Source organism: Falsiroseomonas oryziterrae, assembly GCF_021864505.1.
GTDB lineage: Bacteria > Pseudomonadota > Alphaproteobacteria > Acetobacterales > Acetobacteraceae > Falsiroseomonas > Falsiroseomonas oryziterrae.
The window spans coordinates 1-15,458 of the sequence record NZ_JAKJIB010000006.1 but is presented as its reverse complement, the minus strand read 5'-3'; the positions used below and the strand labels follow the sequence as shown (position 1 = coordinate 15,458).

Genomic DNA, 15,458 nt, shown 5'->3' with positions numbered 1-15,458 from the left:
TTGCCGAGCATGAGGCAGTGGGCGAGGGAATCAAGACGGGAGGAGCCTGAATGTCGGACGGGCCGCTGGTGCTCGACAGCGTGACGCATCTGCCGGCGGATGCCGGCGGCCGGGTGGCGCTGTGCGCGAGCCATGGCGGCATCTACGCCGCCTGGTACGCCGCGCGGCGCGGCGTCTCCGCCATGATCCTGCACGATGCGGGGATCGGCCGGGAGCGGGCGGGCGTGGGCGGCCTCGACTGGCTCGCCGCGCGCGGTCTGCCCGCCGTGGCCGTCTGCCATCGCAGCGCGCGCATCGGCGACGGCGCCGACATGTTGGCGCGCGGCCGCCTCTCCACCGTCAATGCGCCGGCCGCTGCGCTCGGGATCGAGGTGGGGATGCCGGCGGCCGACGCGCTGTCCCGCCTCGCCGCGGCGCCGCCCGCCGCGCCGACGATCGCCGACGACATGGACGAGGCGCGGCGGGACATCGCGGCCCATCACGGCATCCGCGTGGTCGCGCTGGACTCGAACGGCCTCGTCGGGCCCGAGGATGCCGGCCATGTCGTCGTCACCGGCTCGCATGGCGGCCTGCTCGGCGGCCGGCCCGAGACCGCGGTGAAGGCGCCCGTCCTGGCCGCGATCTACAACGACGCCGGGATCGGCGCCGACGATGCCGGCATCTCCCGCCTGCCGGCGCTCGAGGCGCGCGGCATCGCCGGCGCCTGCGTCTCCTGCTTCTCGGCCCGCATCGGCGATGCGATGAGCACTTGGCAGGACGGCTTCGTCTCCGCCCTCAATCCGACCGCCGCCGCGCGCGGCGGGCGCATCGGCCAATCGGCGCGCGACTTCGTCGCCGCCCTGCTGGAGCACGCCTGAATGTCCTCGAACGCCACGCGCCGCATGACCGGCGGCCAGGCCCTGGCCGAGATGCTCAAGCTGCACGAGTCCGGGCCGATGTTCGGCATGGGCGGGTTCCAGCTTCTTCCGTTCTACGAGGCGTGCCGCGCGCTCGGCGTGAAGCACATGCTGATCAACGACGAGCGCTGCGGCGCCTTCGCGGCCGACGCCTTTTCCCGAGTGACCAACAAGCCGGGGCTGGTGGACGGCACGCTCGGGCCGGGCGCGACCAACCTCGCCACCGGGCTGGCCGAGGCCTTCAACGCCGGCATGCCGATGATCGCCATCATCGGCGACGCCAACCGCCAGCATGCCTGGAAGAACATGACGCAGGAGGCGCGGCAGTTCGACGTGCTGCGCCCGCTGGTGAAGGAGGCGATCCGCGTCGAGGTCATCTCCCGCATCCCGGAGCACCTGCGCCGCGCCTTCGCGGTCGCCACCTCCGGCCGCCCCGGCCCGGTGCTGGTCGCCGTGCCGGAGGATATCGCGCATGGCGAGCATGATTTCGACGCGGGCGACTTCTGGGTGGACCCCGGCACGCTCCGCGCGCAGGCGCGGCGGATGCGCCCCGACGCCGGCGACCTGTCGCGCGCCGCGGCGCTGCTCGCCAAGGCCGAGCGCCCGCTGATCCTGGCCGGCGGCGGCATCCACATCAGCGAGGCGCAGGACGCGCTGACCCGCTTCGCCGAGGCGCAGGGCATCCCCGTCGCGCACACCATGTCCGGCAAGGGCGCCATCGCCTGCACCCATGCCCTCTCGGCCGGCGTCTTCGGTCGCTACTCGCGCATCGCCAATGATCTGGTCGCCATGGCGGACTGCCTGCTGGTGGTCGGCTGCAAGCTCGGCGAGATCGCGACCAAGCGGTTCACCCTGATGCCCTCGGGCGTGCCGTTGATCCATCTCGACGTGCTGCCCGAGGAGATCGGCCGCACCACGCGCACCGATGTCGCGCTGGCCGGCGATGCGCGCGCGACGCTCGAGGAGCTTGCCGCGGCGCTGCGCTACGGCGGGGCGCGCGCTGCCTCCCGCGCCGGCTGGTGCGCCGAGGTGCCGAAGCGCATGGCCGCCTGGCGCGAGGGCGCGCGGGAGCGGCTGGAATCGGTCGAGAGCCCGATCAATGTCGGCCGCCTGCTCGGCGAGCTGAACAAGGTCATGCCGGAAGACGCCGTGCTGGTCGCCGATGGCGGCTTCGCCGCGCATTGGGGGGCGCTGTTCTTCGACACCAAGCGGCTCGGCCGCGGCTTCGTCGCCGATCGGGGCTTCGCTTCCATCGGCTACGGCGTGCCGGGCGGCATCGGCGCGCAGCTCGGCGTCGGCGCCGGGCGCCGGGTCGTCTCGCTGACCGGCGATGGCGGCTTCAACATGTCGATGGGCGAGCTGGAGACGGCGCGCCGCGCCGGCGCGCCCTTCGTCTGCTGCATCTTCAACAACGCCGCGTCGGGCTACGTGAAGGCGCTGCAGCACGCGGTCTATGGGCCGGGGAACTACCAGTCCTCCGACCTGGTCGAGATGGACTACGCCGCCGTGGCCAAGGCGATGGGCTGCCACGGCATCCGTGTCACCGACCCGGAGAAGCTGAACGCCGCGCTGCGCGAAGGGCTCGCCAACACCGACACGCCGACGATCCTCGACATCGTCGTCACCCGCGACCCGGCACGCATGCTGCCGGCCGCCGACAACCGCACGCTCAAGGTCCAGAAAGGCGACAGGCCCGTCTGATGCCAGGCATCGCGACCGCCTCCAACCTCGGCCGGCTGCTGACACACACCGCGCGCCGCCTGCCAGGCGCGCCGGCGCTGGTCTGGCGCGACCGGACATGGAGCTTCGCCGAACTCGACGGCCGCGTGGACCGGCTCGCCGCGGCGCTGCGCGGGCTCGGCGTGGCGAAAGGCGACCGCGTCCTCGTGCATTCCCGCAACTCGAACCGCATGTTCGAGAGCATGTGGGCCTGCTTCAAGGCCGGCGCCGTCTGGGTGCCGACCAACTTCCGGCTCACGCCGGCCGAGGTCGCGTACCTCGGGGCCTCCTCGCGCGCCGTCGTCATGCTGCGCGATGCCGGCTTCCGCGGCCATGCGGAGGCGGTGCGCGCCGCCTCGCCGCATCTGCGCCACGTCGTCGCCTGGGACGACCGCCAGCCCGACGAACTGGATTACGAGACGCTGCTCGCCGCCAACGCGCCCACGCTGCCGGACCAGGAAGCCGATGTCGCCTACGACGATCCCTGCTGGTTCTTCTACACCTCCGGCACCACCGGCCGGCCCAAGGCGGCGGTGCTGACGCATGGCCAGATGGGCTTCGTCGTCACCAACCACCTGGCCGATCTGCTGCCCGGCACGACGGAGCGCGACGCCTCACTCGTCGTGGCACCTCTCTCGCATGGCGCGGGCATCCACCAACTCACCCAGGTCACGCGCGGCGCGGCCACGATCCTGACCTCGGGCGAGAAGCTCGACCCCGAAGAGGCCTGGGCGCTGGTGGAGCGGCATCGCGTGGCGAACATGTTCACCGTTCCGACCATCCTGACCGCGCTGGTCCGCCACCCGGCCGTGGACGCGCATGACCATTCCAGCCTGCGCCACGTCATCTATGCCGGCGCCCCGATGTACGAGGCCGACCAGGCAGAGGCGCTTGCGAAGCTCGGCCCCTGCCTCGTGCAGTATTTCGGCCTCGGCGAGGTGACCGGGAACATCACGGTCCTGCGCCCCGACCAGCACACGCCCGAGAACGCCGGAAGCTGCGGCGTCCCCCGTACCGGGATGGAGGTCGCGATCCTCGCCGAGGACGGCACGCGCCTGCCGCCCGGCGAGGTCGGCGAGATCTGCGTGCGCGGCCCCGCCGTCTTCGCCGGCTACTTCGAGAACGAGGAGGCGAACCGCAAGGCCTTCGCCGGCGGCTGGTTCCACACCGGCGACCTGGGCCGCATGGATCCGCGCGGCTTCCTCTGGATCACCGGCCGCGCCTCGGACATGTACATCTCCGGCGGGTCGAACGTGTACCCACGCGAGGCGGAGGAGGCGATCCTGACGCATCCCGCCATCGCCGAATGCGCCGTGGTCGGCCTGCCGCATCCGAAATGGGGCGAGGCGGGCGTCGCCTGCGTCGTTGCGCGCGAGGGCATGGCGGTGGACGAGGCCGCGGTGCTCGCGCATCTCAAGGACCGCATCGCCCGCTACAAGCAGCCGCTGCGCGTCGTGGTCTGGGACGCGCTGCCGAAATCCGGCTACGGCAAGGTGCCGAAGACGCTGGTCAGGGCGCGTCTGGCCGAGGAGGGCATCGCGTTCTAGCCTGCGCCGCGAAGGAGCCCGCCATGTCCGCCACCCTCTTCGCCAATGCCCGCATCCTCGACGGCACCCACGACCAGGCGGTGGAGGGCCATGTCCTGGTCGAGCACGGGCGGATCAAGGAGGTCTCCGACAAACCCATCGCAGCCGCCTCCGCGCGCCGCGTGGACCTTGCGGGCCGGACGCTCATGCCCGGGCTGATCGACGCGCATGTGCATGTCATCGCCTCCGAGGTGAACCTCGCCCGCCACGCGCTGCTGCCCGATGCGCTCGTCGCCTTCCGCGCCGCGCGGATCATGCACGGCATGCTGATGCGCGGCTTCACCACCATCCGCGACCTCGGCGGCGCGACGCAGGGCCTGCGCGCCGCGCGGGAGGAAGGGCATTTCGACGCGCCGCGCATGGTGCTCTGCGGCAAGGCGATCTCCTCCACCGGCGGCCACAGCGACGGCCGTGGCCGCTGGGACACCCGCGACAACCACTGGGCCGAACAGCGCCTCGGCGCGCTGGGCCGCATCGCCGACGGCGTGGACGCGGTGCGTCGCGCCTGCCGCGAGGAGATCAAGGGCGGCGCCGACTACATCAAGATCATGGCCAATGGCGGCGTCGCCTCGCCCACCGACCCGATCGCCTTCCTCGGCTACAGCAAGGACGAGATCCGCGCCGCGGTCGAGGAAGCCGCGATGGCGCAGACCTACGTCGCCGCGCATCTCTACACCGACGAGGCGATCGGCCGCGCCGTGGAATGTGGCGTCCGCAGCCTCGAGCATTGCAACCTGATCGAGGAGCCGACGGCACGGAAGGCGGCCGAGGCCGGCGCCATCGCCTGCCCGACGCTGGTCACCTACCAGGCGCTGAAGGACGAGGGCGCGAGCCTCGGCCTGCCGCCGGAATCCGTCGCCAAGATCGACACGGTCCGGCTGCGCGGCCTGGAAAGCCTCGACATCATGCGCCGCGCCGGCCTGACCATGGCCTTCGGCACCGACCTGCTCGGCGAGATGCACCGCCACCAGTCCGAGGAATTCGTCATCCGCGGCCGCGTGCTGCCTGCCATCGAGGTCATCCGCAGCACGACGATGCATGCGGCCAAGCTGCTGCGGATGGAAGGCCAGGTCGGCGTCGTCGCGCCGGGCGCGCATGGCGACCTGATCGTGGTGGAGGGCGACCCGCTGAAGGACCTCTCCCTGCTGACGGGGCAGGGGAAGCACATCTCCGCCATCATGCTCGCCGGCCGCTTCGTGAAGGAAGCGTTCTGACTGCGACCGCCCGGGCGAGGACGACCTCGCGGCTCAGTCCTTGCCCGCGTGGCGCGACACCGTCGCGCGCTCGCCGAGGATGCCGCGCGGCCGCAGCACGAGGATCGCGGCGATCATCACGCCGATCAGCACGACCTGCAGAGCCGCGCCGCGCGCCTGCTCGGCCGCCGGCAGCACCTCGCGGATCAGGTTCCCGCTGACGCTCCAGATCGCCCAGACGAGGAAGGCGCCGAGCACCGCGCCGGCATTGTTCCCCGACCCGCCTACGATCAGCATCGCCCAGATCTGGAAGGTCAGAATCGGCAGGAAATCCTCCGGCGCGATGTAGCCGACGAAATGCGCGTAGAGCGCGCCGGCCAGCCCCATCAGCATGCAGCCGATGACGAAGCTCTGCAGCCGGAACGCGGCGGCGCGCTTGCCGAGCGAGGCGGCGGCCAGCTCGTCCTCGCGGATCGCGCGCAGCACGCGGCCCCAGGGGCTCGCCACCAGCCGTTCCAGCGCCCACCACGCGAGCCCCAGCACCAGCGCGACGAGGCCGAGATAGGCCAGGTTCCAGACGAAGCCGGTGCCGAGTGCCTCCACGAAGGGGCGCGGGATGGACTGGATGCCGAAGGGACCGCCGGTCAGCCCCTGCGCGTTGGTGGCGACGAGCTGGATCACCACCGCGATGCCGAAGGTGGTGATTGCCAGGTAGTCCTCGCGCAGCCGGAGCGCGGCGACCGCGACGACGAAGGCCGCGACGCCCGAGAGCAGCATCGCGCCGAGCCAGCCCACCAGGATCGGCAGCCCGAAGCCGCCGAAGCGCTCCGGTTCCGGCGGGCCGGTGAGGATGGCGGAGGCATAGGCGCCGACCGCGACGAAGCCCGCGACGCCGACGTTGAACAGCCCCGTGAACCCCCATTGCAGGTTCAGCCCCAGCGCCATCACCGCGAAGATCCCGGCGAAGACCATGAAGAAGGCGAGGTAGTTGAGGACGGGCAGGATCTCCATCAGGCGCGCGCCCCGAACAGCCCGTTCGGGCGCAGCAGCAGGATGCCGATCAGCACCGCGAAGGCGGTCGCGGCGCGATACTCGGCACCCACCAGCGGGACCGAGAGGCTCTCCGCCAGCCCGACGATGTAGCCGCCCACCACCGCGCCGCGCACGCTGCCGATGCCCCCCAGGATCGCCGCGGCGAAGAGCGGCAGCAGCAGGTCGAAGCCGAGCATCGGCCGGATCTGCAGCGTGATGCCGACGAAGACGCCCGCAATCGCGGCCAGCGCCGCGCCGATCACCCAGGTGGCCCGGATCACGCCTTCCACGTCCACGCCGGCCACGCGCGCCAGCGCCGGGTTCATCGCGGTGGCCCGCATCGCGCGCCCCAGCGTGGTGCGCGTCAGCAGCCATTGCAGCGCGAGCATCAGGACCAGCGTCAGCCCGATCACCAGCATCTGGTCTGGCGTGACGCGCAGCCCGCCCATCACGTCGCGCGGCACCAGCCGGATCGCGATCTGGATCTCGCGCGAATAGTATTCGGGCAGCGTGCCGTAGAGGAACTGCACCAGGTTGCGCAGCGCGAGTGCCGCGCCGAAGCTCGCGATCACCAGCGTGATGGCGTTGCCGCGGCGCAGCCGGCGGAACAGCAGCCAGTCCACCACCAGGGCGAGGATCGCCGTCAGCGCCGCCGCCAGCAGCATGGCGACGATCAGCTGCCATCCGAAACTGAACGGGCCGAGCGGCTCCATCACGCCGCCGCCCGTCACCGCCAGCACGAAGGCCAGCGTCGAGACGGCGAAATAGGCGCCCCAGGTCATGAACTCGCCTTGGCCGAAATTGGCGAAGCGCAGGATGGAGTAGGTCAGCGTCAGCCCCACCGCGCCCAGCGCGATGACGCTGCCCACCACCAGCCCGTCGGCGACCAGCTGCAGCATCAGGCGGCGGCTCCCAGATACAGCGCGGCCATGCGCGGGTCGTTCACCAGCTCCGCCGCCGGCCCTTCCAGCCTTTCGCGCCCTTCCACCAGCACCACCGCGCGGTCGGCGATGGCCAAGGCCGCCTTCACGTTCTGCTCCACCAGCAGGATGGTCACGCCGGTGTCGCGCACCGCCTTCAGCCGCTCGAACACCACGCCGACGAGCTTCGGCGAGAGCCCGGCGGATGGCTCGTCCAGCATCAGCACGGAGGGCGAGGCGACCAGCGCGCGCGCCACCGCCAGCATCTGCCGCTGGCCGCCGGAGAGCCGCCCGGCCTCGAGCTTCCGCTGCCGGTCGAGGTCCGGGAACAGCTCGAACATCCGGCCCAGGTCCAGGCGCCGCTTCCGCGCGACCAGGGCGCTCGCGAGCTGCAGGTTTTCCAGGACCGAGAGGTTGGCGAAGACGTTCTCCGTCTGCGGCACGAAGCCCAGCCCCTCATGCACCATCCGGTGCGCCGCCAGCCCCGTGATGTCGCGCCCCCCCAGCATGACGCGGCCCGACCAGACGGGAACGAGGCCCGCCGCGGCCTTGACCAGCGTGGACTTGCCGGCGCCGTTCGGCCCGAGCAGCGCCACGATCTCGCCCGGTGCCACGGACAGCGACGCGCCGCGCAGGATCGGCAGCCCGGGTTCGTAGCCGCCCTCGATCGCGGCCATCTCCAGCGCCGCCGTCATCCGAGATAGGCCTCCACCACGCGCGGGTCGTTCTTGACCTCTTCCGGCGAGCCCTCGAGCAGCAGCCTGCCCTGCGCCAGCACCATCACCGGCCGGCACAGAGTCATCACCAGGTCCATGTTGTGCTCGATGATCAGGAAGGTGATGCCGCGGGCGTTCAGCTCCGCGATCTTGCCCATGATGATCTCGAGCAGCGGCGGCGAGACGCCGGCGCCGGGTTCGTCCAGCAGGATCAGCCGCGGCTCCGCCACCAGCACGCGAGCCAGCTCCAGCAGTTTGCGCTGCCCGCCCGAGAGCACGCTCGCCGGCTGCGCCGCGAGCTTCGAGAGGCCGACGAAGTCGAGCCAATGCATCGCGCGCTCGCGGTTGCGCCTCTCCTCCGCCGCGACCGCGCCGGGGCTCAGCCAGTTCGTCCAGAACCGCTCGCCGCGCTGGCCGGTCGGCGCCAGCATGACGTTCTCCAGCACCGTCATGGCGGGGAAGGGGCGGGGGATCTGGAAGGTGCGCGCCAGGCCGCGGGCGAAGACCTGGTCGGGCCGCAGCCCCTCGATCCGATCTCCCGCCAGCGTCAGCGTGCCCGAATCGGGGGCGAGGCTCGCGGCGATCAGGTTGAACAGCGTCGTCTTGCCCGCGCCGTTCGGCCCGATCAGGCCGGTGATCGTGCCGCGCGCAAGGGTGAAGGAGACGCCGTCCACCACCGGCGGCCCCCCGAACGCCTTCGTCAGTCCCTGCGCAACCAGCACGCACGCATCCCCCGGCCTTGCTGCGAAAGGCCGCGCGCGCGCCGCAGCGTCAAGTCCCCCGCTTGCGCCGCGGCGCCGCGCCGCCGACAAATCGCTGGCGGGAGGGCGCGATGGACGAGGACGAATTCGACCTCTGGGACCTCAAGGTCGAGGTCGTGGCGCCGCCGGGCGCCAAGCTCTGGTGCGGTGCCGTGCCGGGGGATCATTTCGAGCTGCGCGGCGAGATGCTGCACCTGCCGCCGGGGCAGGGCTTCTCGATCTACTCGCTCGCCGCCGTGCTGCCGCTGCTCGCCGCCAAGCAGCGCCCGACGCATCCGATGGACTGGATGACCTCGGATGCCGAGGTCGCCTGCCCCGACCCGAACTGCCCGAGCCGCCTCCGCATCACCCGCACGCAGCTGCGCCGGTTCCGCCGCAGCGACACGACCGCGACGAAGGTTCCATGAGCGTCCCCACCTACGAGCTCGCCCCCGGCTACCGCATCTCCCGCCTCATCCGTGGCGGCTGGCAGCTCGCCGGCGGTCATGGCGAGATCGACATGCCGCGTGCCATCGCCGACATGCGGGCCTTCCTCGACGCCGGGGTCTCCACCTTCGACTGCGCCGACATCTACACCGGCGTCGAGGAGATCATCGGCGCCTTCCGCGACACGCTGTCGAAGGCCGAGCGGGCGCGGCTGCACGTCCACACCAAGTTCGTCCCCGACCTCTCCGTGCTCCACACGCTCGACTTCGCGCAGGTCGAGCGGATCATCGACCGGTCGCTGCGGCGGCTGCGCGTGGATGCGCTCGACCTGGTGCAGTTCCACTGGTGGGACTACGCGTCCCCCGGACTGGTGGAGGCAGCGGGACACCTCGTCGAGCTCCGGCGGCGCGGCAAGATCCGGCATATCGGAGGCACGAACTTCGACACGCCGCACACCCGCCGCCTGCTCGACGCTCCCATCCCGCTGGTCTCCATGCAGGTCCAGTATTCGCTGCTGGACAGGCGCGTCGCCGGTCCCCTGTCGCAGCTCTGCGCCCGCAGCCATCTCCGCTTCCTCTGCTACGGCACGGTCGCGGGCGGCTTCCTGTCCGCGCGCTGGCTCGGCCAGCCCGACCCGGCCGAGCCGCTGCCGAACCGCAGCCTGGTCAAGTACCGGCTCATCATCGAGGAGTTCGGCGGCTGGAATGCCTTCCAGGCCCTGCTCCGGCTGCTGGACGGGATCGCGCGCAAGCATGGCGTCTCCATCACCGCCGTCGCGACGCGCTGGGTGCTGGACCAGCCGCATGTCGCCGCCGCCATCGTGGGCGCGCGCTACGCCGAGCACCTGCCGGACAACCTCTCGGTGTTCAGCTTCTCGCTCGACGATGCCGACCGCGCCGCGATCGCCGCGTTGCTGGCGCAGCACCCCGGCCCGCAGGGCGACTTCTACGCGCTGGAGCGCGACCGGCACGGCCCGCATGGCCGCATCATGAAGTACGAGCTGAACCGTGACTGATCCTGCCACCACCTGCGCGGCCGAGATCGTCGCGGCTTGCCGCGCGGAGATCATCGCGCTGCATCAGGTCTTCGAGCGCGCCCTGGGCGCGCCGGGCGAGGATGCCTCGGCCCGGTTCGAGGCCGCCTTCGCCCCCGGCTTTGCCATGGTGATGCCGAACGGCCGCCGCCTCGCCCGCGCCGAGGTGCTGGCCTTCCTGCGCGATGCACGCGGCGTCCGCGGCGAGGGCTTCCGCATCGCGATCGAGGATGTCGCGGTCCTGCACGCCGCACCGCCCCTCATGCTGATGCACTACGTCGAGCGGCAATGGGTCGGCGGCGCGGAGACAGCCCGCCGCGCCGCCGCCCTGTTCGACCTCTCGGGCCCGACCCCGCGCTGGCTCTTCGTCCAGGAGACCTGGATCACGCTGCCGCCCGCGTGACGCCCTGTTTACAACCCCCTGGCGCAGGGCGAGATTGCCGCCTTCACGTCCGGGATCGGGGGAGACCAACGATATGACCATGACGCGACGCACCGCGCTCGGCGCGGGCCTCGGCACGCTGGCGCTGCCCCTGGCGGGTGCCCAGGCGCAGCAGTTGGCGACCCACACCGTCGGCGTCGTCGTCTCCCTGACCGGCCCCGCGGGCCGCTTCGGCCAGGCCGCCGCCAAGTCCGTGGAGCTCGCCTTCAACGAGCTGAACGCCGCCGCCGGCGCGCAGGGCATCGCCGGCGGCCGCCTCGCCTTCGACCTGCGCGACGCGCAGTCCCAGGGCTCCGTCGCCGTCGACCAGGCGCGGCAGCTCGTGGATCTCCGCCGCGTACCGGCGATCATCGGCGGCATCATCAGCTCGGTCTCGATCCCGATCGTCACCAGCGTCACCGGCCCGGCAGGCGTCGTGCAGATCAGCCCCGCCTCCTCCTCGCCCACCCTCACGCGCCTTGCGGCCGAGGGGCAGACGCGCGGCTGGTTCTTCCGCACCATCACCTCCGACGCATTGCAGGGCACCGCCGCCGCGCGCTACGCGATGGACCAGGGCCTGCGGCGGCTGGCGATCATCCATGTCAACAACGACTTCGGCGTGAACATGGTGAACGAGTTCCGCCGCGCCTATCTCGCGCTCGGCGGCACCATCACCACCACCGTCCCCTACAACGAGCGCCAGGCGAGCTACGCGCCCGAGGTTACGCGTGCCATGGCGGGCGACCCGCCCGCGCTCTACCTCGTCTCCTACCCCGGCGACGGCACGACCATCGCGCGCACCTGGATCCAGCAGGGCGGCGCGCAGACCTTCCTGCTGAACGACGGCATGAACAGCGCCGACTTCATCCGCGACGTCGGCCCGCGCTTCCTCAACAACGCCTTCGGCACGTCGAGCGGCACCGTCAGCACGCCCTCCACCGAGTTCTTCGCGCAGGCCTATCCGGCGATGTCGGGCGGCTTCGGCGCCGGCGCGCCAGCGGCCGACCGCGCCTTCGACGCCGCGGCCATCATCGGCCTCGCCACCGCCCGTGCCGGCCGCTTCGAAGCCGGCCCGATCCGGGAGGCGATCCGCCAGGTGACCGGCCCGGGCGGCGAAGTGGTGCATGCCGGACCGCAGGGCTTCCGCCGCGCGCTCGAGTTGATCCGCGCCAACCAGCCGATCCGCTATGTCGGCGTGATCGGCCCGGTGGAGTTCGACCAGCACGGCGACATCACCGGCCCCTTCCGCAAGTGGCGCATCCAGAACGGCGAGATCACCACCGTCGGCCAGATGACCACCGAGGAAGTGCAGGCCGTGCAGCGCCAGCTTCCGCCGCGGTAAGTCGCGGCAGCCCCGCCTGCGCACCCATCTCCCTCTCCCGCCAAGCGGGGGAGAGTCGGGGTGGGGGTGATCACCTCGAAACGTCGCAGGACTGAATCAGCTCCATGCCCCACCCCCCGCGCATCGCCCTCGCCCCCGGCCTCGACATCCCCCGCATCGTCACCGGCCTCTGGCAGGTCGCCGACCAGGAGCGCGACGGCCGCACGCTGGACCACGCCGCCGCCGCCGCGACGCTCGCCGACTACGCCGCCGCCGGCTTCGACGCCTTCGACATGGCCGACCACTATGGCGGCGCCGAGGACATCGCCGGCCTGTTCCGCAAGCAGGGCGGGCAGGCCGCGCTCTTCACCAAATGGGTGCCGACGCCGGGCCCCATGACCCGCGACGTGGTGCGCGCCGGCGTTGGACGCAGCCTCGACCGCCTCGGCTCGATCCCCGAGATCATGCAGTTCCATTGGTGGAGCTTCCGCCACCCCGCCTGGCTCGACGCGCTGCGCGAGATGGCGGCGATGCGGGCCGAGGGCGCGCTGCAGCACATCGGCGTCACCAACTTCGACACCGACCATCTCCGCGTCGCCGTGCGCAACGGCGTGCCGGTGCTGACCAACCAACTCTCCTTCTCGCTGCTCGACCGCCGCGCCGCGGGCGACATGTCGGCCTTCTGCCTCGCCCACGGCGTCCGCATCCTCGCCTACGGCACGCTCGGCGGCGGCTTCCTGTCGGAGCGCTGGGTCGACCTCGACGAGCCCGCCGAGTCCGACATAGCCGACTGGTCGAAGATGAAGTACCGACGCTTCATCGGCGCGATGGGCGGCTGGGGCGTGTTCCAGCGCCTGCTGCGCGAGGTGCAGGCGATCGCGCGGCGCCACGGCGTCTCGGTCTCCAACGTCGCGACGCGGTGGGTCCTGGAGCATCCAGCGGTTGGCGCCGTGATCGTCGGCGCACGTCTGACCGAATCCGAGCATCGCGCCGACAACCTGCGCCTCTTCTCCTTCGCCCTCGACGAGGAGGACCGTGCGCGGATCGAGACGGCCTTGCATGGCAGCCGCCCGATCCCCGGTGATTGCGGCGACGAGTACCGCAAGCCGCCCTACCTGACGGCGGCCGGCGACCTCAGCCACCACCTGGACAGCCTGCCGAAGATCTACGGCACAACGGAGTTCCGCCCCGGACGCCTGCGGGTCGATTCCGGCAGCGTCTGGGAAGGCCTCTGCGGCTATTCGCGCGCGGTGCGCGTCGGAGACCGCATCCTGGTCAGCGGCACCACCGCGACTCACACGGACGGCTCCGTCGTCTGCCCCGGCGATCCCGGCGGGCAGGCGGTCTATATCCTCGACAAGATCGCCGCCGCGATCGAGGCGCTGGGTGGCACGATCGACGACGTGGTGCAGACCCGCATCTGGCTGCGCGACGCGAACCACTGGGAGCCGGTCGGCCGCGTGCATGGCCGTGTCTTCGCGACCGCCCGTCCCGCCAACACGTTGGTGGAGGTCGGGCGTCTGGTGGGCGACTATCTCGTGGAAATCGAAGCCGAGGCGATCGTGGGGTGACGGCATGCGATGACCGCAGGGCGCAGCAGGCGTAGCCTGCGAGCACCGGAGGTCTGAATCGCATGCCTGGTGTTCTCCCGGAGGACCGCCTCCCGCACGCGCCGCTGCCGCTTCGCCCGAAGCTGACCTGGCCGGGCGGCGTGCGGATCGCCGTCTGGGTCTGTCCCAACATCGAGCACTACGAATGGATGCCGGCCGCGATCCGCCAGCGCGATCCCTGGCCGCGCACGCCGCATCCCGACGTGCTCTCCTATTCGCTCAAGGACTACGGCAACCGCGCCGGCGTCTGGCGCGTGATGGAGGTGCTGGACGCGCACGGCATCCGCGGCTCCACCTCCTTCTCCATGGCCGTCGGCGACATGTTCCCCGAGGTGCTGGACGCGATGCTCGCCCGCGACTGGGACGTGTTCAGCCACGGCCTCTACAACACCCGCTATCATTGGGGCCTGTCTGAGGACGAGGAACGCGCGGAGATCGCCGCCAGCGTGGACGCCTGGCGCCGCCTGACGGGGCGGCAGCTGCGCGGCTGGTTCTCGCCCGCCGGCTCCAACACGCTCGCCACGCCCGACCTCGTGGCGGAGGCCGGGATCTCCTACCTCTGCGACCTCTACCACGACGACCAGCCGACGCCGGTCCGCGTGCGCTCCGGCCGCCTCGTCTCGCTGCCTTACCAGATGGACCTGAACGACGCGGTGGCGATCGCCGCTGGCGCCATGGAGGGCGAGGAGTTCGCGCAGTCCGCGCGCGACGCCTTCGACACGCTCTACGCGGAAGGCGAGGCGCAGCCGCGCGTCTTCTGCCTCGCGCTGCATCCCTACATCATCGGCCGCCCTCACCGGATCCGTTGGCTGGACGAGATCCTGGCCTATCTGCGTCGCCACGACGGCGTCTGGTTCGCGACCGGCGCCGAGATGGCCGACTGGTATCTCGCCCACCACCACGACGCAGCGCTCGGCCGATGATCGCACGCGGCCCCGACCACGCGATCCACCCCTTCGCGCCGCATCCAACGCGGCAGGATTTTCACTGGCCCGGCGGCAAGCGCGTCGCCGCCTACATCCTGCTGCACATCGAGCACACCGAGATCGCCCCGCCCGCAGACGCCCATCGCGACCCGCGCTTCCGCGGCGCCTTCTTCACCGGCACGCCCGACTGGCACAGCTGGTCCTATCGCGACTACGGCAACCGTATCGGTGCCTGGCGCGTGCTCGACCTCCTCGACACGCTGAAGCTCCCGGCGAGCGTCGCCGTCAACATCCTCGCCGCGCAGCGCCACCCCGAACTCGTCGCCGCCTGCGCGGCGCGCGGCTTCGAGCCCGTCGCGCATGGCATCTCGGCCAGCCGCATGATCACCGCGCGCATGACCGAGGCCGAGGAGCGCGTGCATATCGAGCAGGCGCGCGACGAACTGGGGAAGATCTGGCCCGGCGCGACGGGCTGGCTCGGCCAGGACCACGGCGCGACGGAGCGGACCACGCGACTGCTGCGCGAGGCCGGCTTCGGCTACGGCCTCGACTGGGCGAATGACGACGAGCCCTGTCTCCACGCTTCCGGCCTGCTCGCGCTGCCGCCGCCTGCGGAGCTCGACGACGTCCAGACGCTCTGGCTGCGCCGCGTGCCGGTCACGCGTTGGCCCGCGGTGATCCGCGATGCGCTGGATCGGTTGCTGGCGGAGTCGCGCGGCGGGCGCGTGCTCGGCCTCGGCGTGCATCCCTGGATGCTCGGCGCCCCGCACCGCGTGCGGTACCTGCGCGAGGCGCTGGAGGATGTGGCCGCGCGCGCCGACTTGCTTGTCGCGACCGCCGGCGACCTTGCCGCGCATGCGCGGGCCGCCCTGCTGGGCGCCCCGGCCCGCGCCGGCGC

General features: G+C 71.7%; 15 protein-coding genes. 11 read left to right on the top strand and 4 right to left on the bottom strand.

From position 1 onward, the window contains the following. The first annotated feature begins 50 nt into the window (after positions 1–50). The 4 genes from L2I40_RS01440 to L2I40_RS01425 are packed head-to-tail and all read left to right on the top strand — an operon-like array spanning position 51 to position 5,415. On the top strand, positions 51–857 hold the full coding sequence (locus tag L2I40_RS01440; RefSeq protein WP_237213073.1) for a YunC family protein: 807 nt from the start codon (positions 51–53) through the stop codon (positions 855–857). Then, entirely contained in the window at positions 858–2,597 is a 1,740-nt protein-coding gene (locus L2I40_RS01435; protein ID WP_237213072.1) for a thiamine pyrophosphate-binding protein, read from the top strand. Beyond that, complete coding sequence (locus L2I40_RS01430; protein WP_237213071.1) at positions 2,597–4,162, top strand: acyl-CoA synthetase; 1,566 nt, start codon at positions 2,597–2,599, stop codon at positions 4,160–4,162. Before L2I40_RS01435 ends, L2I40_RS01430 begins: the two co-directional genes overlap by 1 nt. A gap of 23 nt (positions 4,163–4,185) precedes the next feature. Next, positions 4,186–5,415 carry a metal-dependent hydrolase family protein gene (locus tag L2I40_RS01425; protein WP_237213070.1) on the top strand — a complete coding sequence of 410 codons (1,230 nt, stop codon included), beginning with the start codon at positions 4,186–4,188 and terminating at the stop codon, positions 5,413–5,415. A 33-nt stretch (positions 5,416–5,448) separates the two neighbouring features. Here the strand turns inward: L2I40_RS01425 and L2I40_RS01420 are convergent, their stop codons facing one another. From L2I40_RS01420 to L2I40_RS01405, 4 genes are read right to left on the bottom strand one after another with little or no spacing between them, the layout of a single operon-like run. Next, the gene (locus L2I40_RS01420; protein ID WP_237213069.1) at positions 5,449–6,405 is read right to left on the bottom strand and encodes a branched-chain amino acid ABC transporter permease; all 957 of its coding nucleotides are present in this window, start codon (positions 6,403–6,405) and stop codon (positions 5,449–5,451) included. Then, on the bottom strand, positions 6,405–7,325 hold the full coding sequence (locus tag L2I40_RS01415; RefSeq protein WP_237213068.1) for a branched-chain amino acid ABC transporter permease: 921 nt from the start codon (positions 7,323–7,325) through the stop codon (positions 6,405–6,407). Before L2I40_RS01415 ends, L2I40_RS01420 begins: the two co-directional genes overlap by 1 nt. After that, positions 7,325–8,041 carry an ABC transporter ATP-binding protein gene (locus L2I40_RS01410; RefSeq protein ID WP_237213067.1) on the bottom strand — a complete coding sequence of 239 codons (717 nt, stop codon included), beginning with the start codon at positions 8,039–8,041 and terminating at the stop codon, positions 7,325–7,327. The genes L2I40_RS01415 and L2I40_RS01410 overlap by 1 nt, the downstream gene beginning before the upstream one ends. Then, a complete protein-coding gene (locus L2I40_RS01405) occupies positions 8,038–8,784 on the bottom strand; it encodes an ABC transporter ATP-binding protein (RefSeq protein WP_237213066.1) in 747 nt (248 codons plus the stop codon). Before L2I40_RS01405 ends, L2I40_RS01410 begins: the two co-directional genes overlap by 4 nt. A 110-nt stretch (positions 8,785–8,894) precedes the next feature. On the opposite strand from L2I40_RS01405, the gene L2I40_RS01400 reads away from it, so the two are divergent. From L2I40_RS01400 to L2I40_RS01370, 7 genes are all read left to right on the top strand, one after another. After that, a complete protein-coding gene (locus L2I40_RS01400) occupies positions 8,895–9,230 on the top strand; it encodes a TIGR04076 family protein (RefSeq protein WP_237213065.1) in 336 nt (111 codons plus the stop codon). After that, positions 9,227–10,264, top strand: a complete 1,038-nt coding sequence (locus L2I40_RS01395; protein WP_237213064.1) for an aldo/keto reductase — start codon at positions 9,227–9,229, stop codon at positions 10,262–10,264. The genes L2I40_RS01400 and L2I40_RS01395 overlap by 4 nt, the downstream gene beginning before the upstream one ends. Beyond that, entirely contained in the window at positions 10,257–10,685 is a 429-nt protein-coding gene (locus tag L2I40_RS01390) for a DUF4440 domain-containing protein (RefSeq protein ID WP_237213063.1), read from the top strand. The genes L2I40_RS01395 and L2I40_RS01390 overlap by 8 nt, the downstream gene beginning before the upstream one ends. A gap of 79 nt (positions 10,686–10,764) precedes the next feature. After that, positions 10,765–12,045 carry an ABC transporter substrate-binding protein gene (locus L2I40_RS01385; protein ID WP_237213062.1) on the top strand — a complete coding sequence of 427 codons (1,281 nt, stop codon included), beginning with the start codon at positions 10,765–10,767 and terminating at the stop codon, positions 12,043–12,045. A 104-nt stretch (positions 12,046–12,149) separates the two neighbouring features. After that, entirely contained in the window at positions 12,150–13,595 is a 1,446-nt protein-coding gene (locus L2I40_RS01380) for an aldo/keto reductase (RefSeq protein WP_237213061.1), read from the top strand. A gap of 62 nt (positions 13,596–13,657) precedes the next feature. Beyond that, entirely contained in the window at positions 13,658–14,557 is a 900-nt protein-coding gene (locus L2I40_RS01375) for a polysaccharide deacetylase family protein (protein ID WP_237213060.1), read from the top strand. Next, the coding region (locus L2I40_RS01370) for a polysaccharide deacetylase family protein (protein ID WP_237213059.1) at positions 14,554–15,458 on the top strand (905 nt) is incomplete at its 3' end. The genes L2I40_RS01375 and L2I40_RS01370, both read left to right, overlap by 4 nt.